Here is a 17,659-nt window from a genome sequence, read left to right as displayed (position 1 = left end):
TTGGGATAATAACTAAAAAGAGTTAAGAGATAGATAAATAAAACTACTTTTTACGACGTTTGTAGTAAATCTCGCAGCCGCTAAAAAGTAGCACGCCAACTCCACAAGAAGCCATAAAAAAGATAAATTTTCCAGCCTCCCCAAATGTATATCCAGCGTGCAGATCAAGCATAAATTTATAAATTTCAAAAGATTTTGGCATGGTGTTTTTTAAAATTTCTCCACTTGCCGTATCGACTACAAACCTAACGCCATCACTCTCACTAGCGCCTTTTGGCAAGTAAAAGATCATAAATTTTACGCCATCTTTATTGAGAATAAAATTTAAAGCATCAAACTCATTTCCAAATTTTAAAGTAAAAATTTCATAAGCTTTTTGAAGATTTTCTACCTTTTGCTCATCATTTAGGCTAAAACCATTTTTGCTAGTAAAATTTGGCTTTTTAAATACCTTCTCTTCGCCACAAATTTGATTTATAACCTTAGCAAAGCTCTCATAAGAAAAGTATAGACCGCTAATACAGATAATAAGCAAAATGGCCCCCAAATAAAGCCCTAAAAATCCGTGCAACGAATATAAAAATGCAAACTTCTTTGCCTTTAGATTTAGCTTAAAGGCGTTAATAAATTTGCTTCTAAATCTCCAAAAATGTATAAACGCTCCAGTTATTAAAATCACAAGTAGTGCAAGCGTTGAAATCGCCACTAGCTCACTTGCAAATTTAGATAAATTTTCATTTTTAAATAGAGCTAGTCCTAGATTTTTATGTAAATTTAAAGCTAGTCCTATAAATTTTTCCACGCTATTTTCAGAGACTATCTCGCCCGTATAAGGATCTACAAAGAATGACTTAAACTCGCCATTCTCGCTTGTGCCGCTTAACACATAAGCCCTATTTGCCTCGCCTTTTATCTTTATATAACTAAGGTTAAAATTTGGCCTGATCTTATTAAAGACCTTTAAAATTTCATCTATTTTTAAAGCACTTTTATTAGTTGCTATGTCTATCTTATCTTTGCTAAAAGCCTCAATTATCTCATCATGATACGAAATAATTGCTCCACTAATTGAGATTATCAAAAGTGGCAAAGCAAAGATAAGAGCTAAAATTAAATGAAATTTCCGCCAAATTTTAAACATTTTAAAACTTCAAATTAAAGCCAAGCTCGATCTTTTGTCCATCGACTATCAAAATATCGTATCTGCCTGATCTTGTCGTAAAAAACTCGTTAAAGAGATTATAAACGCTTAAGTTTAGGCTGAAATTTTTGGTTACATTGTAGTTTATGCCAAGATCTGCGATCACATAAGCTCTCATGTCATCATCATAGCTAAGAGATTCTTTGGTTCTACCATAATAATTTATCTGTGACCAGAAATTTAGCCATCTATTTAGCTCGTAGTTCGCTCCAAATTTAAATGTATGAAGCGGATAGTTGTTTAAGCTTTTGCCAACTTCTGATCCATCTTTTTGTTTTGATTTTGTATAGACGTAGCTTTGATTTAGCCTAAGAGCATTTGTCACCTGCCACTCATTTGTTAACTCAACTCCGTAAATTTCAGCTTTGCCGATATTTACACTTTCCCAAATTCCGCGGCGGTAAATTTTACCTTTGTGCTTGCAAGGATTGCCAGGTCTTGGAGTGCAGATACTCTGTGTACCCAACATGTCCTTAAAGCTTGTGTAAAAGCCAGTTAAAGACGTTTCAAAACCTTCATTATTATTATAAACGCCACCAAATTCATAGCTTACGCTTGTCTCTGGCTTAAGGCTACTTCTACAAAGCTGTGCTCCAAGTCCCCCAGCAAATGGCAACGCAAGATCTTGTGTTCGCTGCTTGATATCAGGTGTCGCATAACCTGTGCTAACTCCGCCTTTTAGAGCAAAAAAGTCGCTTAAGTTATAGATACCATAAATTCTTGGTGAAACGTGCGAGCCATAGTTCTCATCGTAGTTATAACGAATACCAGTACTTAAGATAAAATCTTTTGTAAGGTGATAGTCATCCTCGCCGTAAAGTGAAACATCATATCTTTTTACATTTGCCGCATCTGCTGTGGTAGCCTTTTCGTCAAGTTTTTCTTTTTTAGCATTTAGTCCTAATGTAAAGGCATTATTATCGGTAAAATATGAGCCTTTTGTATCAAAATTTAGAGTCTTTAACGTCAAATTTTGTTGTGCTATCTCTTTTATCTTGCCGTAAGATAAATAGCTTTGAAGCAAGATATTATCAAGCCTTGCTTCATGGCTTAAATTTATCACATCGCCCTTTATTCGCTCAAGATCTACTGAGCTATTATTTGTGCCAGAGGCTAAAGTTTTGCCTTTAGTTCTTTTAAATTTCAGATCGCTTCTTGCAAGCTCAAGTGTAAGATCATTATTTTCATTTGGCTTAAAAAATAGCTTTGCACCAAAATTTCTATCCTTTTGCTCTCTATTTGCATAAGAAATTTTATCTTCTGATTTATTTAAATTTTTACCATAAACAGAAACACTTAAAACATCGTCAATTAGTCCAGAGTGCAAATAAAGGCTATTGTAAAGCTCGCCACTTATATTTTTATTTCTAGCAAATTTATAACTTGAGCCAAGATTTGCACCAAATTCATTACTAAACTCATCTATAATAATATTTATAACTCCGCCTAGTGCGTCACTTCCATAAAGCGAGCTCATAGGTCCACGTATCACTTCAATACGGCTTATCGCACTTGCTGGCGGAATGAAACTATATGAGCCTCCAACGCTTCTAAGCCCTTTATAGGCGTTATCACCGGGTACTGGCATGCCATTTACTAAAATTTTTGTATGTCTTTGAGAAAGACCTCGAATAGAAATTCCTCGTCTATTTGCTGCCCCAAGAGTTGCTCCAAAAAGACTTGGGATATCTTTGGTCATGCTCTCGATATCTTTGTGATTTTTCTTTTCTAATGCCTCTTTAGTTATAACACTAAGCGTTGCTGGTGCGTCTTTGATATTTTGCTCAAATCCTGTCGCACTCACCACTTTAACTTCTGGTAGAACCTTATCTTCATTTGCAAAAAGCGGTAAATTTATAAAAATTGCCGCACAAATAGAAATTTTTAATGCACTTTTCACAAAAACTCCTTATAAAAATTTAATGCACATTTTACTAAAATTAAATAATCGTTATCAATATCACACGTAACGCTAAAGGGATTAAATTTAACGCTTGAGGGATAAAATGATAAATTTGGACAAAAAATATGGAACGAGCAAAATATCTCAAAAGGAAAAACAAGTAAGCGTGGAGTTTTTCAAGCAAAGCAGTGGCATCAGCTATCTAAAAAGTGAAATTTTATGTAATGGCAAGATAAAAAGAGATCGTCACAAGTCTAAAAAATACCTATTTTTAATGTTTAATGAGGATAAAAACGATCTTTGCTTTAAGCTTGATAGAAAAGAGTATATTTTAAACAAAGATGAATTTTGCATTGGGCTTGTTAATGATGATTTTAAAGGTGTCTTTGAGTATCAAAATAAATTTTATAAGACAAAAACACTACTTTTTGACGAAAGCTATGCAAATAAGCTTGAGATATTTGCTGGACTTAGATTTGATGATAAATTTGAGCTATTAAAATACAAAAAAGATTTAGCTCAAATTTGCGTTTTAAATGAGCTTGAGACGACAAATTTATATGAAGGCGCGATGAGGGAAATCTTTACCGAGTCAAAAATTTTAGAGCTTATTTATAAAAGTAAAATACGAAAAGAGCGCGAAATTTCACTTAGCAGCGATGAAGAAAAAACTCTTTTAAAGGCTAAAATGATCTTGCTAAGTCGTATGCAAAATCCTCCAAGCATCAAGGAGCTAGCCCATCTTTGTGGCACAAATGACTTTTGGCTAAAGAAAAATTTTAAGCTATTTTTCAAAGATACGATCTACCAACTCTTAGCAAAAGAGCGTCTAAAGCTAGCTTTTACTCTTTTGGAGCAAAACGATATTAGCATAAAAGAAGCCGCAAATATCGTAGGCTACGCAAATACTGCACATTTTGCAAAAATTTTTAAGATAAATTTTGGCTTTTTGCCAAGCAAACTCTTAAAGACAAAAAGCTACTTTTAAACTGCTATAAATGCCAAATTTCTTATAATCGCCAAAATTTTAAAGAGAGAAATTTGCAAGTTTATATCCACGTGCCATTTTGCGAAAGCAAATGTCCTTATTGTGCTTTTGGCTCAAGCGATGACGAATTTAACAAGGTTAGCACTTATTTTCAAGCGCTAGTTCTTGATCTAAATTTTCAGCTAAAAAACCAAAATGTAAAAGAAATTTCTACTATCTTTTTTGGTGGTGGCACACCAAGTGCGGTAAATGCTAAGCTTTATGATGAAATTTTTAGCATTTTAGCGCCTCTTTGCACACCAACAACCGAGATTACACTTGAAGCAAATCCAAACTCAGCAAGCCTTGCTTGGCTAAAGCATGTTAAAAATTTAGGCGCAAACCGCATAAGCTTTGGCGCGCAAAGCTTTTTTGAAGATAAGCTTAAATTTCTTGGGCGCATTCACAGCAGGGAGCAAATTTTTAAAGCAGTTGAAAATGCCCAGACAGCTGGCTTTAGCAATATAAATTTAGACCTCATCTACGACACCAAATTTGATACTAAAAAACGCCTTTTGGCTGAAACTGAAAATCTAAAAAGCCTTGCTATCACGCATCTAAGCGCCTACTCGCTCACTCTTGAAGAAAACACCCCATTTGCTGGCAAAAAAAGCTATAAAAAGGATAGTGACACTTTGGCTAAATTTATGATAGAGCAAATTGGGCTTGCTGGCTTTGGGCAGTATGAAATTTCAAATTACGGGCAAATTTGCAAACATAATCTTGGCTACTGGCAGGGCAAAAACTACCTTGGTGTAGGGGCTTATAGCGTGGGCTTCGTGGATGGCACGAGATACTACGCCAAAAATAGCATAGATGCCTACATTTCACAGCCAACTTACAGAGAAAAAGAAATTTTAAACGAGAGTGAGCTAGTAAGAGAGCATATATTTTTAGGGCTTAGAAGCATAGTTGGCGTGGAGGCTGGACGCTTAAGTGAGGCTCAGATAAAAAGAGCAAATATACTTGTAGAAAATGAAAAACTGCTCTTTAAAAATGGTAAATTTTACAATCCAAATTTCTTACTAAGTGACGAGATCGCACTCTTTATCGAGGGCTAAATTTATAAAATTTTGAGCAAAGTCAAGATAAAATACAAAGCTTAAATAAAATTTAATAGAGGCAAAAATGTTTGGAATGAGTTTTTCTGAAATCTTAGTTATCGCCATTATTGCAGTGTTAGTTTTAGGTCCTGACAAGCTGCCAAGCGCGATGGTTCAGATTGCAAAATTTCTAAAAATGTTTAAAAAAGGCATAAACGACGCAAAATCAACATTTGATCAAGAAATGAAGATAGCTGAGCTAAAAGAAGATGCTCAAAAATATAAAGAAAGCATAACTAAAAGCACGCAAAGTGTGCGCAAAAAGCTTACTTTTGAAGAGCTTGACGAGATCAAGAAAAGCGCAAGCGACGTCACTGAAAGCATACAAAACGTCGTAAGCGACACGAAGAAAACGGTAGAAAATATACAAAATCCAACAAATTTAGTTAAAGATGCGATCTTAAACGATAAAAAAGAGGCGTAATGTTTGAAGAGCTAAGACCCCATTTAATCGAACTTAGAAAGAGACTTTTTATAAGCATAGTAAGCGTTTTTGTCTGCTTTGGCATCTGCTTTACGTTTTGGAACCCACTGCTTGCATGGATGAGCGAACCACTAAAACAGGTCTTGCCAGCTGGCTCAAATATCATATTTACTCAAATTCAAGAGCCATTTTTTACAGCGATGAAAGTTGCATTTTTTGCTGGTGTCGTGATCGCGCTACCTATCATTTTTTGGCAGTTTTGGCTATTTGTCGCTCCTGGGCTTTATGACAATGAAAAAAAATATGTGATCCCATTTGTCATCTCAGCTTCATTTATGTTTGCGTGCGGGGCGGCGTTTTGTTACTACGTGGTGATTCCACTTGGCTTTGCATTTTTGGTAAATTTTGGTGGCCAGCTCTTTACGGCACTACCAAGCATTGGCGAGTATGTTGGCTTTTTTGCAAAACTACTAATTGGCTTTGGAATTTCATTTGAGCTACCAGTCATTACATTTTTCTTAGCAAAGATCGGGCTTGTCGATGACAAGATGCTAAAAGATTACTTCAGATACGCTGTTGTTATCATCTTTATCTTTGCAGCCATCGTTACACCACCTGATGTGATAAGTCAAGTCTTAATGGCACTGCCACTAATCGGACTTTATGGAATTTCAATAATCGTCGCCAAAAGAGCTAACAAGAGCGACGATGAAGACGAAAAAGAAGAACAAGACAGCGACGTAGCAAGCGATGAGTAATATAAACGACGTCTCAAGTTATGATTATTTTTTGCCAGAAGAGCTCATCGCAAAAGAGCCAGTTTTGCCAAAAGAAGAGGCAAGATTGCTTGTCTATTTTAAAAATACAAAAGAGATAAAACACTACAAATTTAAAGATCTCTCCAGCCTTATCCCAGAGGACGCAGCGGTCATTTTTAATAACACAAAAGTTATCAAAGCTCGCATTTTAGGACAAAAAGAAAGCGGCGGGGCTTGCGAAGTGATGCTAAACCAGCCCATAGGCGAGAATAAATTTAGCGTCTATATAAGAGGTAAAGTAAGCGCTGGTAGCATTTTAAATTTTCCTGATAACCTAAAAGTAAATGTGCTTGAGCTAAATGACGATGGCACAAGGGTGGTAAATTTTACGCAAAATGGCGTTTTGCTTGATAATGTTCACCTTTTTAGTGAGCTTGAAAAGATTGGTCACGTCCCGCTTCCGCCATACATTAAAAGAGCCGATACAAAGGATGACGAGAGCTGGTATCAAAGCATATTTGCTAAAAATAGTGGTGCAGTGGCAGCTCCGACAGCTAGCCTTCACATAAGTGAGCAAATGTTAGAGCAGATAAAAGCAAAGCATGAAGTAGCCTACATTACGCTCCACGTTGGCGCTGGGACATTTAAAGGCGTGGAGTGCCAAAATATAAATGACCATAAAATGCACTCAGAATTTTACGAGCTAAGCGAGCAAGCTCAAGAGATTATAAATTCTAATAAACCAATCCTTGGCGTTGGCACGACGGTTACTAGATGTGTTGAAGAATTTGCAAGAAGCAAGCAAGCAAATGGCTTTTGTAAGTTATTTTTAAACCTAAATAATAAACCAATTAGACAAAACTACCTTCTTACAAATTTTCATCTACCAAAATCAACTCTAATAATGCTAGTTACTAGCTTCATAGGGCTTGAAGAGACGATGAGAATTTATAAAACGGCAGTTGATGAAAAGTATAGATTTTACTCATACGGCGACGGGATGTTGATAATATGAAAGATAAACCTATCGATATCATAAGCAGAATGGAAATTTTTCTTAGCGCCATATACCAAGATGCGCAAGACACTAAAAATTCCATCATTTTTAGCTACGATCCAAGTTATCCAAGGTTTTTAAAATTTGATGCCACAAATCTCATAAAAACACTTGAAAATATTTGCAAATTTTTCCTTTATTCTACCGAATATGCAGACATTTACATTCTCTTTCAACTTAAAAATTATAGTCCCAAATCTGTACATTTTGATATTAAGATAAAATCTAGCCATAGCGTAATGAGGCCAAGCCACTACTATCTCAGCAAGATAAATGACTATCTAAAAAAAGCAAATGAATCTATGATCTCTCATAATGATGGAGAATTTTTAATATCTTTTAGTGCGGCACTAACAGGCGATAGAGCCATCCAAAGACAAATAAATATCAAAAATCAAACAAATACAAATATCTTAGTTGCTTGCGATGACGATGCTTTATTTGACACCATTAGTGCTCAGATAAATTTTTTAGGTCTAAAGGTTATCGGCAAAAACGACCTTAGCAATCTAATGAGACATATAAAAGATTCTATTTTTACCCCATTTGTTATTTTTATCGATAGTAAAATTTTAAAAAATGAAGCGATGCTAGAAGATATACTTGAGTTTAAAAATATTAAAAATTTTCGTATTGTAGCGATTTGTAAAAGTGATGAGTCAGCTAACGATCTGCCAAATCATGTCACAGTATTAAAGCAACCTTTTAGCACGGATAGTTTTCAACTAGCTTTTAAAAATTCGCTTGAGAAATAGACCGATTTTTACTTTTTAATTTATCCCAAGATATCTTTTTAAAATAATAGTGGCCGAAATGCTATCTAGCCTACCATCTCGTCTTGTATTGGTGTAAATTTCACTAGCTTCGCTGCTACTAAAGGCTTCATCTTGATAGACAATATTTGCCTTTACATCAAGAAGTGAGACAAAATGCTCGATGCGTCTTCTCATCTCATCTTCGCTACTACCACCGATTGGCACACCCACTACTAGCGTATCTGGGGTATATTCATTTACCTTTTGACTCACATCTCTTGCGGCTTGATTTCTATTTTTTCTAAGCACTGGCTCAAGCGGAGTCACGATCTCGCCAAAACCAAAGGCAAGCCCTATTCGCTTTAGCCCAACATCAATAGCCATAAATTTCTCTCTCATAGCAAGCTCTTTACTCTTAGATTTGAAATTTCAACCAACCCTTCAAGCTCGTACTCATAGATGATATCGCCAAATTTTACTAAAACTTCATCAAGACTTACGCCATTTTTACAAAATTTTAAGATCTCATCACTAGTTTTTTCTTGCTCTTTAATCTTGCCAAAAAGTGAAGCAAATTTATGATAGTCATCGATAAGCTCGGCTTTTTTATTTGCAAGCAAAAAATTTGTCCCATCGCTTTCACCCATGCGCTGTGGCAGTACATAAACTGGAATTTTAAGCTCATTTGCAAGCCTCGCACTTTGCATAGAGCCACTTTTAAGATCAGCTTGCGCGACGACTAGAGCTTCACAAAGCCCCACAACTATGCGGTTTCGCTCCAAAAATCTATAAGCAAGTGGCGGCTCACCTTCATCATACTCACTAAGTGCCAAGGCTTTGGTGTAAATTTCATTTATCGCCACTTTATTTTGGCTTGGATAGATGGTGTCAAGTCCGCTCGCAAAAATGCCAATCGTTCGTGGCATAGCAGCTTTATGAGCTGCGATATCAACGCCGATAGCTCCACCACTTACCACGCATATGTTTGCACTTTTTAGCGCTGCGCAAAGTGCTATGACGCACTCTTTTGTATAAACACTTGCCTTTCTTGAGCCAACAACTGCGATCTTTGGTAAGGATAAAAGTGAAGTATCTCCGATAAAATTTAGCTGTTTTGGTGGATTTTTTAGTCTTTTTAACGGCTCTGGGATAAAGTCGAGTCTCATAAAATATCTTTTAGATAAACCACATCAACATCTTTTAAAAGATTATTTTTGCTCTCTTTTATCACTGTGATCGTATTTTTCTTTGGATGCCCGATGGCGATCGCATAGCCTCTTTTTTTAGCCAAATTTACAGCAGCCACAAGCTCACGTCTAACAGCACTAGCCGATGGATCGTCGTCTAAAAATATATCTCTTGAAATGTATGGCTGATTATGTTTTTTTGCAGCTCTTGCTACTGCGGTTTGGGCGATAGTTTTGCTATCAACAAAGACAAAGCCCTGCTCTATCAGCGCCCTATAAGCCTTATCCATAGCATTAAAATCGCTTGTAAAGCGCGATCCTGTGTGGTTGTTTGTGTATTTTGCACGTGGGAAATCTTTGCGTATCTTTTTTATCTTTTCATGCATGCTCTCAAAACTCTCGTTGATCGTGAGAGTTCCTATCTCTGGGCTATCAAAGTGTTTTGCTTGCATCGGAAGATGTATCATATAAAACTCAAATGTTCTTGCGATATTTGGCGTATCTGGATGAGTCTTTGTCGCTGGAAAAATAGACGGCGTAATTTTTAAGCCAAGCGATTTTATCATGCTTGCATGTTCAAATGTCGCCACATCGTCTATTATGATAACGAGCTTTGCGCGCCCTTTTATACTGGCGTTTAGCGTAAAAGGTACCGCTTCAAAGCTATCTTTTTTTATATTTTTTTCTTCGTATTTTGTTTTTTCTATCTTTTTGGTAGTTAAATTTTCAGCTTTTTTAGCTGGCTCGACTTTTGTATCCTCGCTTTTAATTTTCTCTTTTTTTTCTATTTCAGTACTTTTATTTTGATCGACTTTTACTTCAAAATTTTGAGATTTTAGCTCGGTTTTTTGTTCTATTTTTGAGTTATAAAATGGCTCTATCTTTTGTTCATTTTCTATTACGCTAGGTTCTGTATTTTTATAACTTGCGAGTAAATTTTTAGTATCGTTTTGCTCTTTTTTTATCTCTTCTTTTTTGGCTTCACTCTTTACTTCAGCTATCTTTTTTTGCTCTTTTGGCTCAGTTTTTGGCTTTAGAGCAAGCTCGCTTTTATGTTTAGGATCGGTAAAAATTTTACTTAAATTTTCATCTTCATCAAATTTTAGAGGGTATTTTCTCTTCTCATACTCTTGTTTTTTATCTTTGCTGGCGACCTTTGTCTCAGCCTTTTTTGAAATTTGCTTCTCGGTTTTTGTCTCATCTGCTTTGCTTATCTGCTCCACGTCTTTATTTTTGATACTTAAAGCTGCGATAAGTGCCACTATCAAAATAGCAGCAATGATGCCGATACCAAGGAAAATTTTATTATGAGAGCGACCCGCACTCTTTTTTGCAGGACGCTTCTTTGTGGTCTTTTTTTCGCTCAAGGCTTAGTTTTTGCTTTGATCTATAAGTTTGCCGTTAGTTATCCAAGGCATCATTGCGCGAAGTTTTTTGCCAGTTTTATTTAGCAAGCTTCTCTCAGCTATACCGCGCTCAGCGTTCATTCTAACATATCCTGCTTTTCTCTCTAGGATGAAGTCTTTTGCAAATTTACCATTTTGAATTTCTCTTAAAACTTCTTTCATAGCTTTTCTGCTCTCTTCGCCAACTACTCTTACCCCACTTACGTAGTCGCCATATTCAGCTGTGTTTGAGATAGAGTAGCGCATATCAGCCATGCCGCCTTGATACATTAGATCAACGATTAGTTTTAGTTCGTGTAAGCACTCAAAATACGCCATCTCAGGCTCATATCCAGCCTCTACAAGCGTATCAAATCCAGCATTTACAAGTGCGCAAAGACCACCGCAAAGCACAGCTTGCTCGCCAAATAAATCTGTTTCAGTTTCATCTTTAAATGTTGTCTCGATGATGCCAGTTCTACCGCCGCCTATACCGCAAGCATAGCTTAGAGCGATCTCTTTAGCCTTTCCACTTGCATTTTGCTCAACAGCGATAAGATCAGGTATGCCGCCACCTCTTAAAAATTCGCTTCTAACTGTGTGACCTGGGGCTTTTGGAGCGATCATGATGACATCTATATTTGCTGGAGCTTTTATCTGGCCAAAATGAACATTAAATCCATGCCCAAACGCGATAGCAGCGTGATCTTTTAAATTTGGCTCGATCTCATTTTTATAAATTTCAGCTTGAAGCTCATCTGGAGTTAAAATCATAATCACATCAGCACCCTTTGTAGCTTCGCTTACGGTTTTTACCTCAAAGCCTTTTGCTTCAGCTTTTGCCCAGCTTTTGCCACCTTTTGAAAGGCCAATTACAACGCTTACACCGTTATCTCTTAAATTTTCAGCATGTGCATGACCTTGTGAGCCAAAGCCGATGATTGCTACTTTTTTACTTTGAATAAGGCTTAAATCGCAGTCTTTATCATAATAAACATTTATAGCCATTGTTACTCCTATTATTAAAATTTGGCAAAATTATAACTTTAGCCAGCAAAAATTCGGCTGAAATATATAGAAACTCTTTTTAAGTTTTATGATAATTTATTTTGATAAAATACGCTGAAATTTCAAAAAAAGAGATAACTCAATGAATGAATCAGTTTTTAAAAAAATCAAAGCACTTCCACCATTAGATGACACAGTTATACAAATTCAACGCTTACATGCGGACGAAAACAGCTCAATAAGTGATCTTACAAAAGTGGTCGAAAAGGATCCGATGCTAACGGCAAATATCTTGCGTTCAGCAAACTCTCCACTTTATGGGTTTTCCCAAGAGATCACAACCATAGCAAGAGCTATTTCTCTTTTTGGTATGGCTACTATTCGTGGTTTTGCGCTTTCAAGTACGATTAAAAAGAGCTTTTCTATAAATTTAGAGCCTTATGGCATTACTACACAAGATTTTTTAAATATCTCGATAATACAAAATGCACTGATGTACAATTGGCATTCTAAAGTTAATCCTAAAAGTCTAGAAATTCTATCTCCAGCTTCATTTATGCTTGAGATTGGCAAGATAGTTCTTGCTCACGAATTAGCCGAAAATAAGCAAGACGTCGAATTTAGAGAAAAACTTAAAAATATATCTAGTCCAATCGATCTTGCCCTATTTGAAACAGAAATTTTAGATATGTCAAATGAAGAAGTTACAGCTAAAATCTTTGAACAATGGAACCTTGAGACAGAGCTTAGTAGCTCAATACTCTATTCAAATAATCCAGAAGAGGCACCAGATCATATAAAAGATTACGCAAAAGCCCTAAAAGTGATAAAAACGGCTGTAAATATCTTTAATCAACTTGATGATATAAGCATACAAAATACTCTACCCCTTCTTGACGAATACGGCTTTGGACATGATACGTTTTTAATGGCTGTCGCTAAAGTCAAAGATAATTTGTGAAAGAATTTCTAACATCACTACTAGTTGGCATCAAGGAAAAAGAAGTTTCAAACGAAGATAAAGAGATTTTACGAAATCTCTTAAATCTTGGTGCCGTAAGCTCCCATAAAGATAAATTTTACCTAAACAATGGCTACGTCTGCGGCAAGCTAGACATCAGCCAAAACGCAACTGGCTTTATCATGCCATTTGATAAACGCTTCAAGCAAGACATCATCGTTGAAAATAAAAATTTAAACAACTCACACCTTGGCGACATCGTGTTAGCAAAGCTTTTGCCACTTAAGAAAAAACGCCAGAGTGCTAAAATAGTGATGAGTCTAAAGCTTGCAAATGAGACAAGCGTGGTCTACACAAAACGCTTTGGGGCAGCTATTTTAGGTGTAAATTTAAAAACTGGACTAAGCACTACCTTAAAAGCGACGCAAAAAAGCCTAAAGATGCTTCCTCTTGGGACGCTACTAAAGATAAACAACCTAAACAACGAGATAGTTGAGGTTTTAGGAAATTTAGACGATCCGCTAAGTGATGAGAAAATTTCGCTTGCTATTTATAATAAAAACGATAAATTTAGCGAGGCTTGCGAGCTTGAGGCAAAGGCTTTTGGCGATGAAGTCGATGCTAGTATGTATCCAAACAGAGTTGATCTAAGAAATTTAGAGTTTTGTACGATCGATCCAGTCGACGCCAAAGACTTTGACGATGCCATATATTTTGATGAAAAAAAGCGCGAAATTTACGTTGCAATCGCTGATGTAAGCGAGTATGTGACCGCATATAGCGCTATTGACAGCGAGGCCAAAAAAAGAGGCTTTTCTATCTACTTTCCGCATATCTCAGTACCGATGTTGCCACGCGCGCTTAGTGAAAATATCTGCTCGCTAAAACCAAACGTGCCTCGCCTTGCATTTTGTTTTAAAATTTCACTTGATGCGAATAATGAGGTAAAAAAAGAGGAGCTTTTTGAAGCGATCATCCTTTCAAAAAGGCGCTTTAACTACGACGAGATCGATGAAATTTTAGAAGGCAAAAGAGAGTGTGAAATTTCATGGATCAAGCCACTTTTTAAACTCACCACAAAGCTTCGCAAAAAAAGGCTTTTGCACGCATTTGACTTTAGGACAAAAGAGCTTAGAATGAGCCTTGATGAAGAGGGTCAAATTTTACAAACTAGGTTTGAAAGCGACTCCGACTCACATAGACTAGTCGAGGACTGCATGCTTTTAGCAAATAAAGCTGCCGCAAAGCTCATCTCAAAGGGCGTTTTTAGAAACCACGCTTCGCCTGATTTTAAAAAGATAGATACATTACTTGAAGATTTGCAACTTTTGGGGCTTGACTTTACCTACGAGAGTGACCTTGCAAATTTGATAAGAAAGATCCAAATAAAAGCCGATGAACTGGGCAACCGCGAGGAAATAGATAAACTCATCATCAAGTCTCAAAAAAAAGCTGAGTACTCAAGTGAAAATTTAGGCCACTTTGGGCTTGGATTTGATAGATACACGCACTTTACAAGCCCTATTAGACGCTACTCTGACCTTATTTTACATAGGCTTTTAAAGGCTAAAATTTCAAAAGATGAAAAGCTTTACAACTTCTTGCTTTTAAACATCCAAAGTACCTGCGCAAATTTAAGCGAACTTGAAAGAGAAGCCGACAAGGTAGCCTACGATTTTATGGATAGGAAATTTGCACGCTGGGCAGCAGCAAACATCGGCAAAGAGGTGCGCTGCTACGTGAGCGAAAACCAAAATGTCTTGGTCGCTAAGCTTGATGATCATTTTGTTGGAGCTAGAATTTTTATAACTGGATACAGCGCAAATTTACTTCAAAAGCTTGTCGTAAAGATCACAGAGGCCGACATCGCGAGTGCTAAAATTTTTGCAAAAGTGGTAAGAAAGATCGATGTATAGAAAAGATTTGGAGCTAAATTTAGCAAATGCAAATTTAAGCAACTACTTCTTGCTTTTTGGAGCGGACGAGTTTCAGATCGAGCTTTTTGGCAAGGAAATTTTAAGCTTTTATTCAAGTGAAGACGCAAATTTATTAAGCCTTTATTTTGACGAGTACAACTACGCGCAAGCAAGCTCTCACCTAAGCGAGCAGTCGCTTTTTGGCGGCAAAAATATCCTTTATATAAAAAGCGACAAAAAGATCCCAGCAAAAGAGCTAAAAGAGCTCATCTCACTTTGCTCAAAAAGCCAAGATAATTACTTTTTATTTGAACTTTATGAATCCGATATGAAACTAGTTTTTGATACACAAAAGACTTTTGGGACAAATTTTGCGAGATTTTTTAAGCCATCAACTCCAGATGAAGCGATAAATTTACTAGCCAAAAACTCAGCCAAAATAGGACTAAACATAACCAAAAACGCACTTTATGAGCTTTACTTTACGCATAATGAAAATTTATACCTTGCAGCAAGCGAGCTAACAAAGCTAAAGAGCCTAAACACACACATCGAACAAGATGATGTAAAAAGGCTGGTTTTTGGACTTGGCGGGATAAATTTTGATGATTTTTTTAACAAATTTATGGCTCTAAAAGATATAAAAAACGACTTTTTTACCTACCTAGAAGATCCAAATTTTAATGAAATTTTACTTCTAAATTCGCTTTACAAAGCATTTTTTAGACTATTTAAAATTTACTCTTATATAAAGATAAATGGCCGATTAAATTTAGATGAAGCAATTGGTTATCAACCGCCTGTAAATGTCGCAAATTTATTAAAAGCAAATAGTTTAAAACTAAATTTAAACGCCTATTTAGAGATATTTAAAACGCTAAATTTAGCCGAGTTGGAGCTAAAAACAAATACAAAAATGGATAAAGAAATTTTTGTATTATCAACTATTTTAAATTTACAACATCTCATATCAACAGCAAATATTAAGTAACTTTAAGCTAAAATCCACCCTTGCTTAAAGCAAAATCCTTGCTCACAAAGTGAGCTAAATATCCATAAGGAGAAGAAATGAAACATTACGAGCTTTTATTTATTCTTAAGCCGACATTAACGGAAGAGGAAGTTAAAGCTAAGGTTGACTTCGTAAAAGAAGTTATAACAAAAAATGGTGGCGAGATCGCTACTGTCGTTGAGATGGGTACTAGAAAACTAGCTTATACCATCAAAAAATACGAGCGTGGAACATACTTTGTTATCTATTACAAAGCCCCACCAGCACTTCTTGCAGAGCTTACGAGAAATGTAAGGATCACTGAAGATATCATAAGATTTTTAAGCGTTAAATATGAAAACAAACGCGAAATCGCAGCCTGGGAAAGACTTTGCAAAGGTATCAAACAAACCATAAAAAAAGAGCCTCGTGAGCCAAGAGCACCGCGTGAGCCAAGAGTTGAAAAAGTAGACGAGCAAACTTTTACAGAAGAATAATCAAGGATAAAAAATGTTCAATAAAGTAGTACTGGTTGGGAATTTAACAAGAGATATCGAGCTAAGATACACTACTAGTGGATCTGCTATAGGAAATTCCGGTATTGCTGTTACTAGAAAATTTAATACTAACGGCGAAAAACGTGAAGAGACATGCTTTATTGACATATCGTTCTTTGGCAAATCAGCTGAGATAGCAAATCAATATTTAAGCAAAGGCTCCAAGCTTCTGGTTGAAGGAAGATTAAAATTTGATCAATGGACCGACAATAACGGACAAAACCGTTCAAAGCATTCAATCGTAGTTGAAAATATGGAGATGCTTGGCGGAAATAGCGGAGCTAATGGACAAAGTCAAGGTGGATTTAATCAAAATAGTTCATACTCGCAACAACGAAATAATGGTTCAACTAATAGCTATGGCAATGGTGGATATCAAAATTCAGCACCACAAAGACAGCAAATGCAACCACAAAATAAAAAAGTACAAGAAGAGTACTATGAGGAAAAAATCCCTGATATAAACATTGACGCCGATAATTTTGATGGCGACAACGAAATACCGTTTTAATTTAAAGGATAGAAAATGGCAGAAAAAAGAAAATATTCACGTAAATATTGCAAATTTACAGAAGCAAAAATTGATTTTATAGATTATAAAGATACTTCTCTTTTAAAGTATTGTTTATCAGAGAGATTTAAAATAATGCCAAGACGTTTAACTGGCACATCAAAAAGACACCAAGAGATGGTAGAAAAAGCGATCAAAAGAGCTCGTCATGCAGCTATTATACCTTACATAGTAGATCGCAAAGATGTAGTTTCAAATCCTTTTGATGGACTATAATTATTAAACTATTAAGCCCCTATTAACGGGGTTTAATCCTAATCTTAAATATCTTAGATTCATGTTCTTATAGATTTTTATTTATTGACTGTAGTTTAAAATATTTTTCAAGTACTATCTATAATTTTGGTTTAACTTACACGAGACAATTAGAATTTATTCAGGTGGATATCTCAAATATATGCTGTCTTTAAATAACTCTATAGCATCAATTTATCAGTTCAAAATAATTTATTTAGCCATATATATACAATCAATATCGTTGATCCATATTATTCACAATTTTTACCACGAATCACGCATCATCTATCGTATAGCAATAGCTGCTCACATGAGGCTAAAAGACAAGATACTTAAATTTAAATAAATTTTATTAAATAAATCCAATATTCATCCATTTGGTGTCTGCATATCTTGCAAGTGGGCTTTATAATATATTTTATTTTGAAAACTTATTGATGCCAAACCAACCTAACCATGTAACCATGTTAGCTAAAAACAAATTTTAAACATCCTTTTCTTGACATGTAATAATGTTTTTTGTATAATCTCAATTCTTTTTTAAGCATATGTCTTGCTAGCTCAGTCGGTAGAGCATCTCACTTTTAATGAGGGGGCCGTTGGTTCGAATCCAACGCA

18 protein-coding genes are annotated in these 17,659 nt (G+C 35.8%); 12 read left to right on the top strand and 6 right to left on the bottom strand.

Going from position 1 to position 17,659, the window contains the following annotated elements; translation table 11 throughout:
- Positions 1-43: 43 nt before the first annotated feature.
- Complete coding sequence (locus ATCC51562_RS06565; protein ID WP_021091425.1) at positions 44-1,141, bottom strand: PepSY-associated TM helix domain-containing protein; 1,098 nt, start codon at positions 1,139-1,141, stop codon at positions 44-46.
- 1 nt (position 1,142) lies between these two features.
- The gene (locus ATCC51562_RS06560; protein ID WP_021091455.1) at positions 1,143-3,101 is read right to left on the bottom strand and encodes a TonB-dependent receptor domain-containing protein; all 1,959 of its coding nucleotides are present in this window, start codon (positions 3,099-3,101) and stop codon (positions 1,143-1,145) included.
- 106 nt (positions 3,102-3,207) lie between these two features.
- On the opposite strand from ATCC51562_RS06560, the gene ATCC51562_RS06555 reads away from it, so the two are divergent.
- From ATCC51562_RS06555 to ATCC51562_RS06530, 6 genes are all read left to right on the top strand, one after another.
- Positions 3,208-4,092, top strand: coding sequence for a helix-turn-helix domain-containing protein (locus tag ATCC51562_RS06555; RefSeq protein ID WP_021091441.1), 885 nt, complete (start codon positions 3,208-3,210; stop codon positions 4,090-4,092).
- Between the two features lie 53 nt (positions 4,093-4,145).
- Complete coding sequence (gene hemW, locus ATCC51562_RS06550; protein ID WP_021091443.1) at positions 4,146-5,192, top strand: radical SAM family heme chaperone HemW; 1,047 nt, start codon at positions 4,146-4,148, stop codon at positions 5,190-5,192.
- A 67-nt stretch (positions 5,193-5,259) separates the two neighbouring features.
- A complete protein-coding gene (tatB, locus tag ATCC51562_RS06545; protein ID WP_021091442.1) occupies positions 5,260-5,658 on the top strand; it encodes a Sec-independent protein translocase protein TatB in 399 nt (132 codons plus the stop codon).
- The gene (tatC, locus tag ATCC51562_RS06540; protein ID WP_021091515.1) at positions 5,658-6,416 is read left to right on the top strand and encodes a twin-arginine translocase subunit TatC; all 759 of its coding nucleotides are present in this window, start codon (positions 5,658-5,660) and stop codon (positions 6,414-6,416) included. Before tatB ends, tatC begins: the two co-directional genes overlap by 1 nt.
- Positions 6,409-7,431, top strand: a complete 1,023-nt coding sequence (gene queA, locus ATCC51562_RS06535) for a tRNA preQ1(34) S-adenosylmethionine ribosyltransferase-isomerase QueA (protein WP_021091537.1) — start codon at positions 6,409-6,411, stop codon at positions 7,429-7,431. Before tatC ends, queA begins: the two co-directional genes overlap by 8 nt.
- Positions 7,428-8,228, top strand: a complete 801-nt coding sequence (locus ATCC51562_RS06530; protein WP_021091504.1) for a hypothetical protein — start codon at positions 7,428-7,430, stop codon at positions 8,226-8,228. The genes queA and ATCC51562_RS06530 overlap by 4 nt, the downstream gene beginning before the upstream one ends.
- A gap of 15 nt (positions 8,229-8,243) precedes the next feature.
- Here ATCC51562_RS06530 and ruvX read toward each other — a convergent pair whose 3' ends face one another.
- From ruvX to ilvC, 4 genes are read right to left on the bottom strand one after another with little or no spacing between them, the layout of a single operon-like run.
- Positions 8,244-8,627: a Holliday junction resolvase RuvX gene (ruvX, locus tag ATCC51562_RS06525; RefSeq protein ID WP_021091500.1), complete on the bottom strand. Its 384-nt coding sequence runs from the start codon at positions 8,625-8,627 to the stop codon at positions 8,244-8,246.
- Positions 8,624-9,394, bottom strand: coding sequence for a DNA-processing protein DprA (locus ATCC51562_RS06520; RefSeq protein WP_021091501.1), 771 nt, complete (start codon positions 9,392-9,394; stop codon positions 8,624-8,626). The genes ruvX and ATCC51562_RS06520 overlap by 4 nt, the downstream gene beginning before the upstream one ends.
- Complete coding sequence (locus ATCC51562_RS06515; RefSeq protein ID WP_021091518.1) at positions 9,391-10,782, bottom strand: divergent polysaccharide deacetylase family protein; 1,392 nt, start codon at positions 10,780-10,782, stop codon at positions 9,391-9,393. The genes ATCC51562_RS06520 and ATCC51562_RS06515 overlap by 4 nt, the downstream gene beginning before the upstream one ends.
- A 3-nt stretch (positions 10,783-10,785) precedes the next feature.
- Positions 10,786-11,808 (bottom strand): ketol-acid reductoisomerase, encoded by a 1,023-nt coding sequence (ilvC, locus tag ATCC51562_RS06510; protein WP_021091465.1) that lies wholly within the window; start codon positions 11,806-11,808, stop codon positions 10,786-10,788.
- A gap of 142 nt (positions 11,809-11,950) precedes the next feature.
- Here ilvC and ATCC51562_RS06505 point away from each other — a divergent pair, with 142 nt between their 5' ends.
- The 6 genes from ATCC51562_RS06505 to rpsR all read left to right on the top strand — a co-directional run bounded on the left by ATCC51562_RS06505 (position 11,951) and on the right by rpsR (position 17,020).
- Positions 11,951-12,769: an HDOD domain-containing protein gene (locus ATCC51562_RS06505; protein ID WP_021091523.1), complete on the top strand. Its 819-nt coding sequence runs from the start codon at positions 11,951-11,953 to the stop codon at positions 12,767-12,769.
- Positions 12,766-14,685 carry an RNB domain-containing ribonuclease gene (locus tag ATCC51562_RS06500; protein ID WP_021091539.1) on the top strand — a complete coding sequence of 640 codons (1,920 nt, stop codon included), beginning with the start codon at positions 12,766-12,768 and terminating at the stop codon, positions 14,683-14,685. Before ATCC51562_RS06505 ends, ATCC51562_RS06500 begins: the two co-directional genes overlap by 4 nt.
- The gene (gene holA / locus ATCC51562_RS06495) at positions 14,678-15,676 is read left to right on the top strand and encodes a DNA polymerase III subunit delta (RefSeq protein WP_021091439.1); all 999 of its coding nucleotides are present in this window, start codon (positions 14,678-14,680) and stop codon (positions 15,674-15,676) included. Before ATCC51562_RS06500 ends, holA begins: the two co-directional genes overlap by 8 nt.
- 77 nt (positions 15,677-15,753) lie before the next feature.
- Positions 15,754-16,173, top strand: coding sequence for a 30S ribosomal protein S6 (gene rpsF / locus ATCC51562_RS06490; protein ID WP_021091458.1), 420 nt, complete (start codon positions 15,754-15,756; stop codon positions 16,171-16,173).
- A 13-nt stretch (positions 16,174-16,186) separates the two neighbouring features.
- Complete coding sequence (locus ATCC51562_RS06485) at positions 16,187-16,744, top strand: single-stranded DNA-binding protein (protein WP_021091531.1); 558 nt, start codon at positions 16,187-16,189, stop codon at positions 16,742-16,744.
- Between the two features lie 15 nt (positions 16,745-16,759).
- Positions 16,760-17,020, top strand: a complete 261-nt coding sequence (rpsR, locus tag ATCC51562_RS06480; RefSeq protein ID WP_021091467.1) for a 30S ribosomal protein S18 — start codon at positions 16,760-16,762, stop codon at positions 17,018-17,020.
- Positions 17,021-17,659 lie beyond the last annotated feature (639 nt).

Source organism: Campylobacter concisus ATCC 51562 (genome assembly GCF_000466745.1).
In the GTDB taxonomy this organism is placed as follows: Bacteria; Campylobacterota; Campylobacteria; order Campylobacterales; family Campylobacteraceae; genus Campylobacter_A; species Campylobacter_A concisus_B.
The sequence above is the reverse complement of the archived record's forward strand: the minus strand, read 5'-3'. Positions and strand labels throughout refer to the sequence as shown.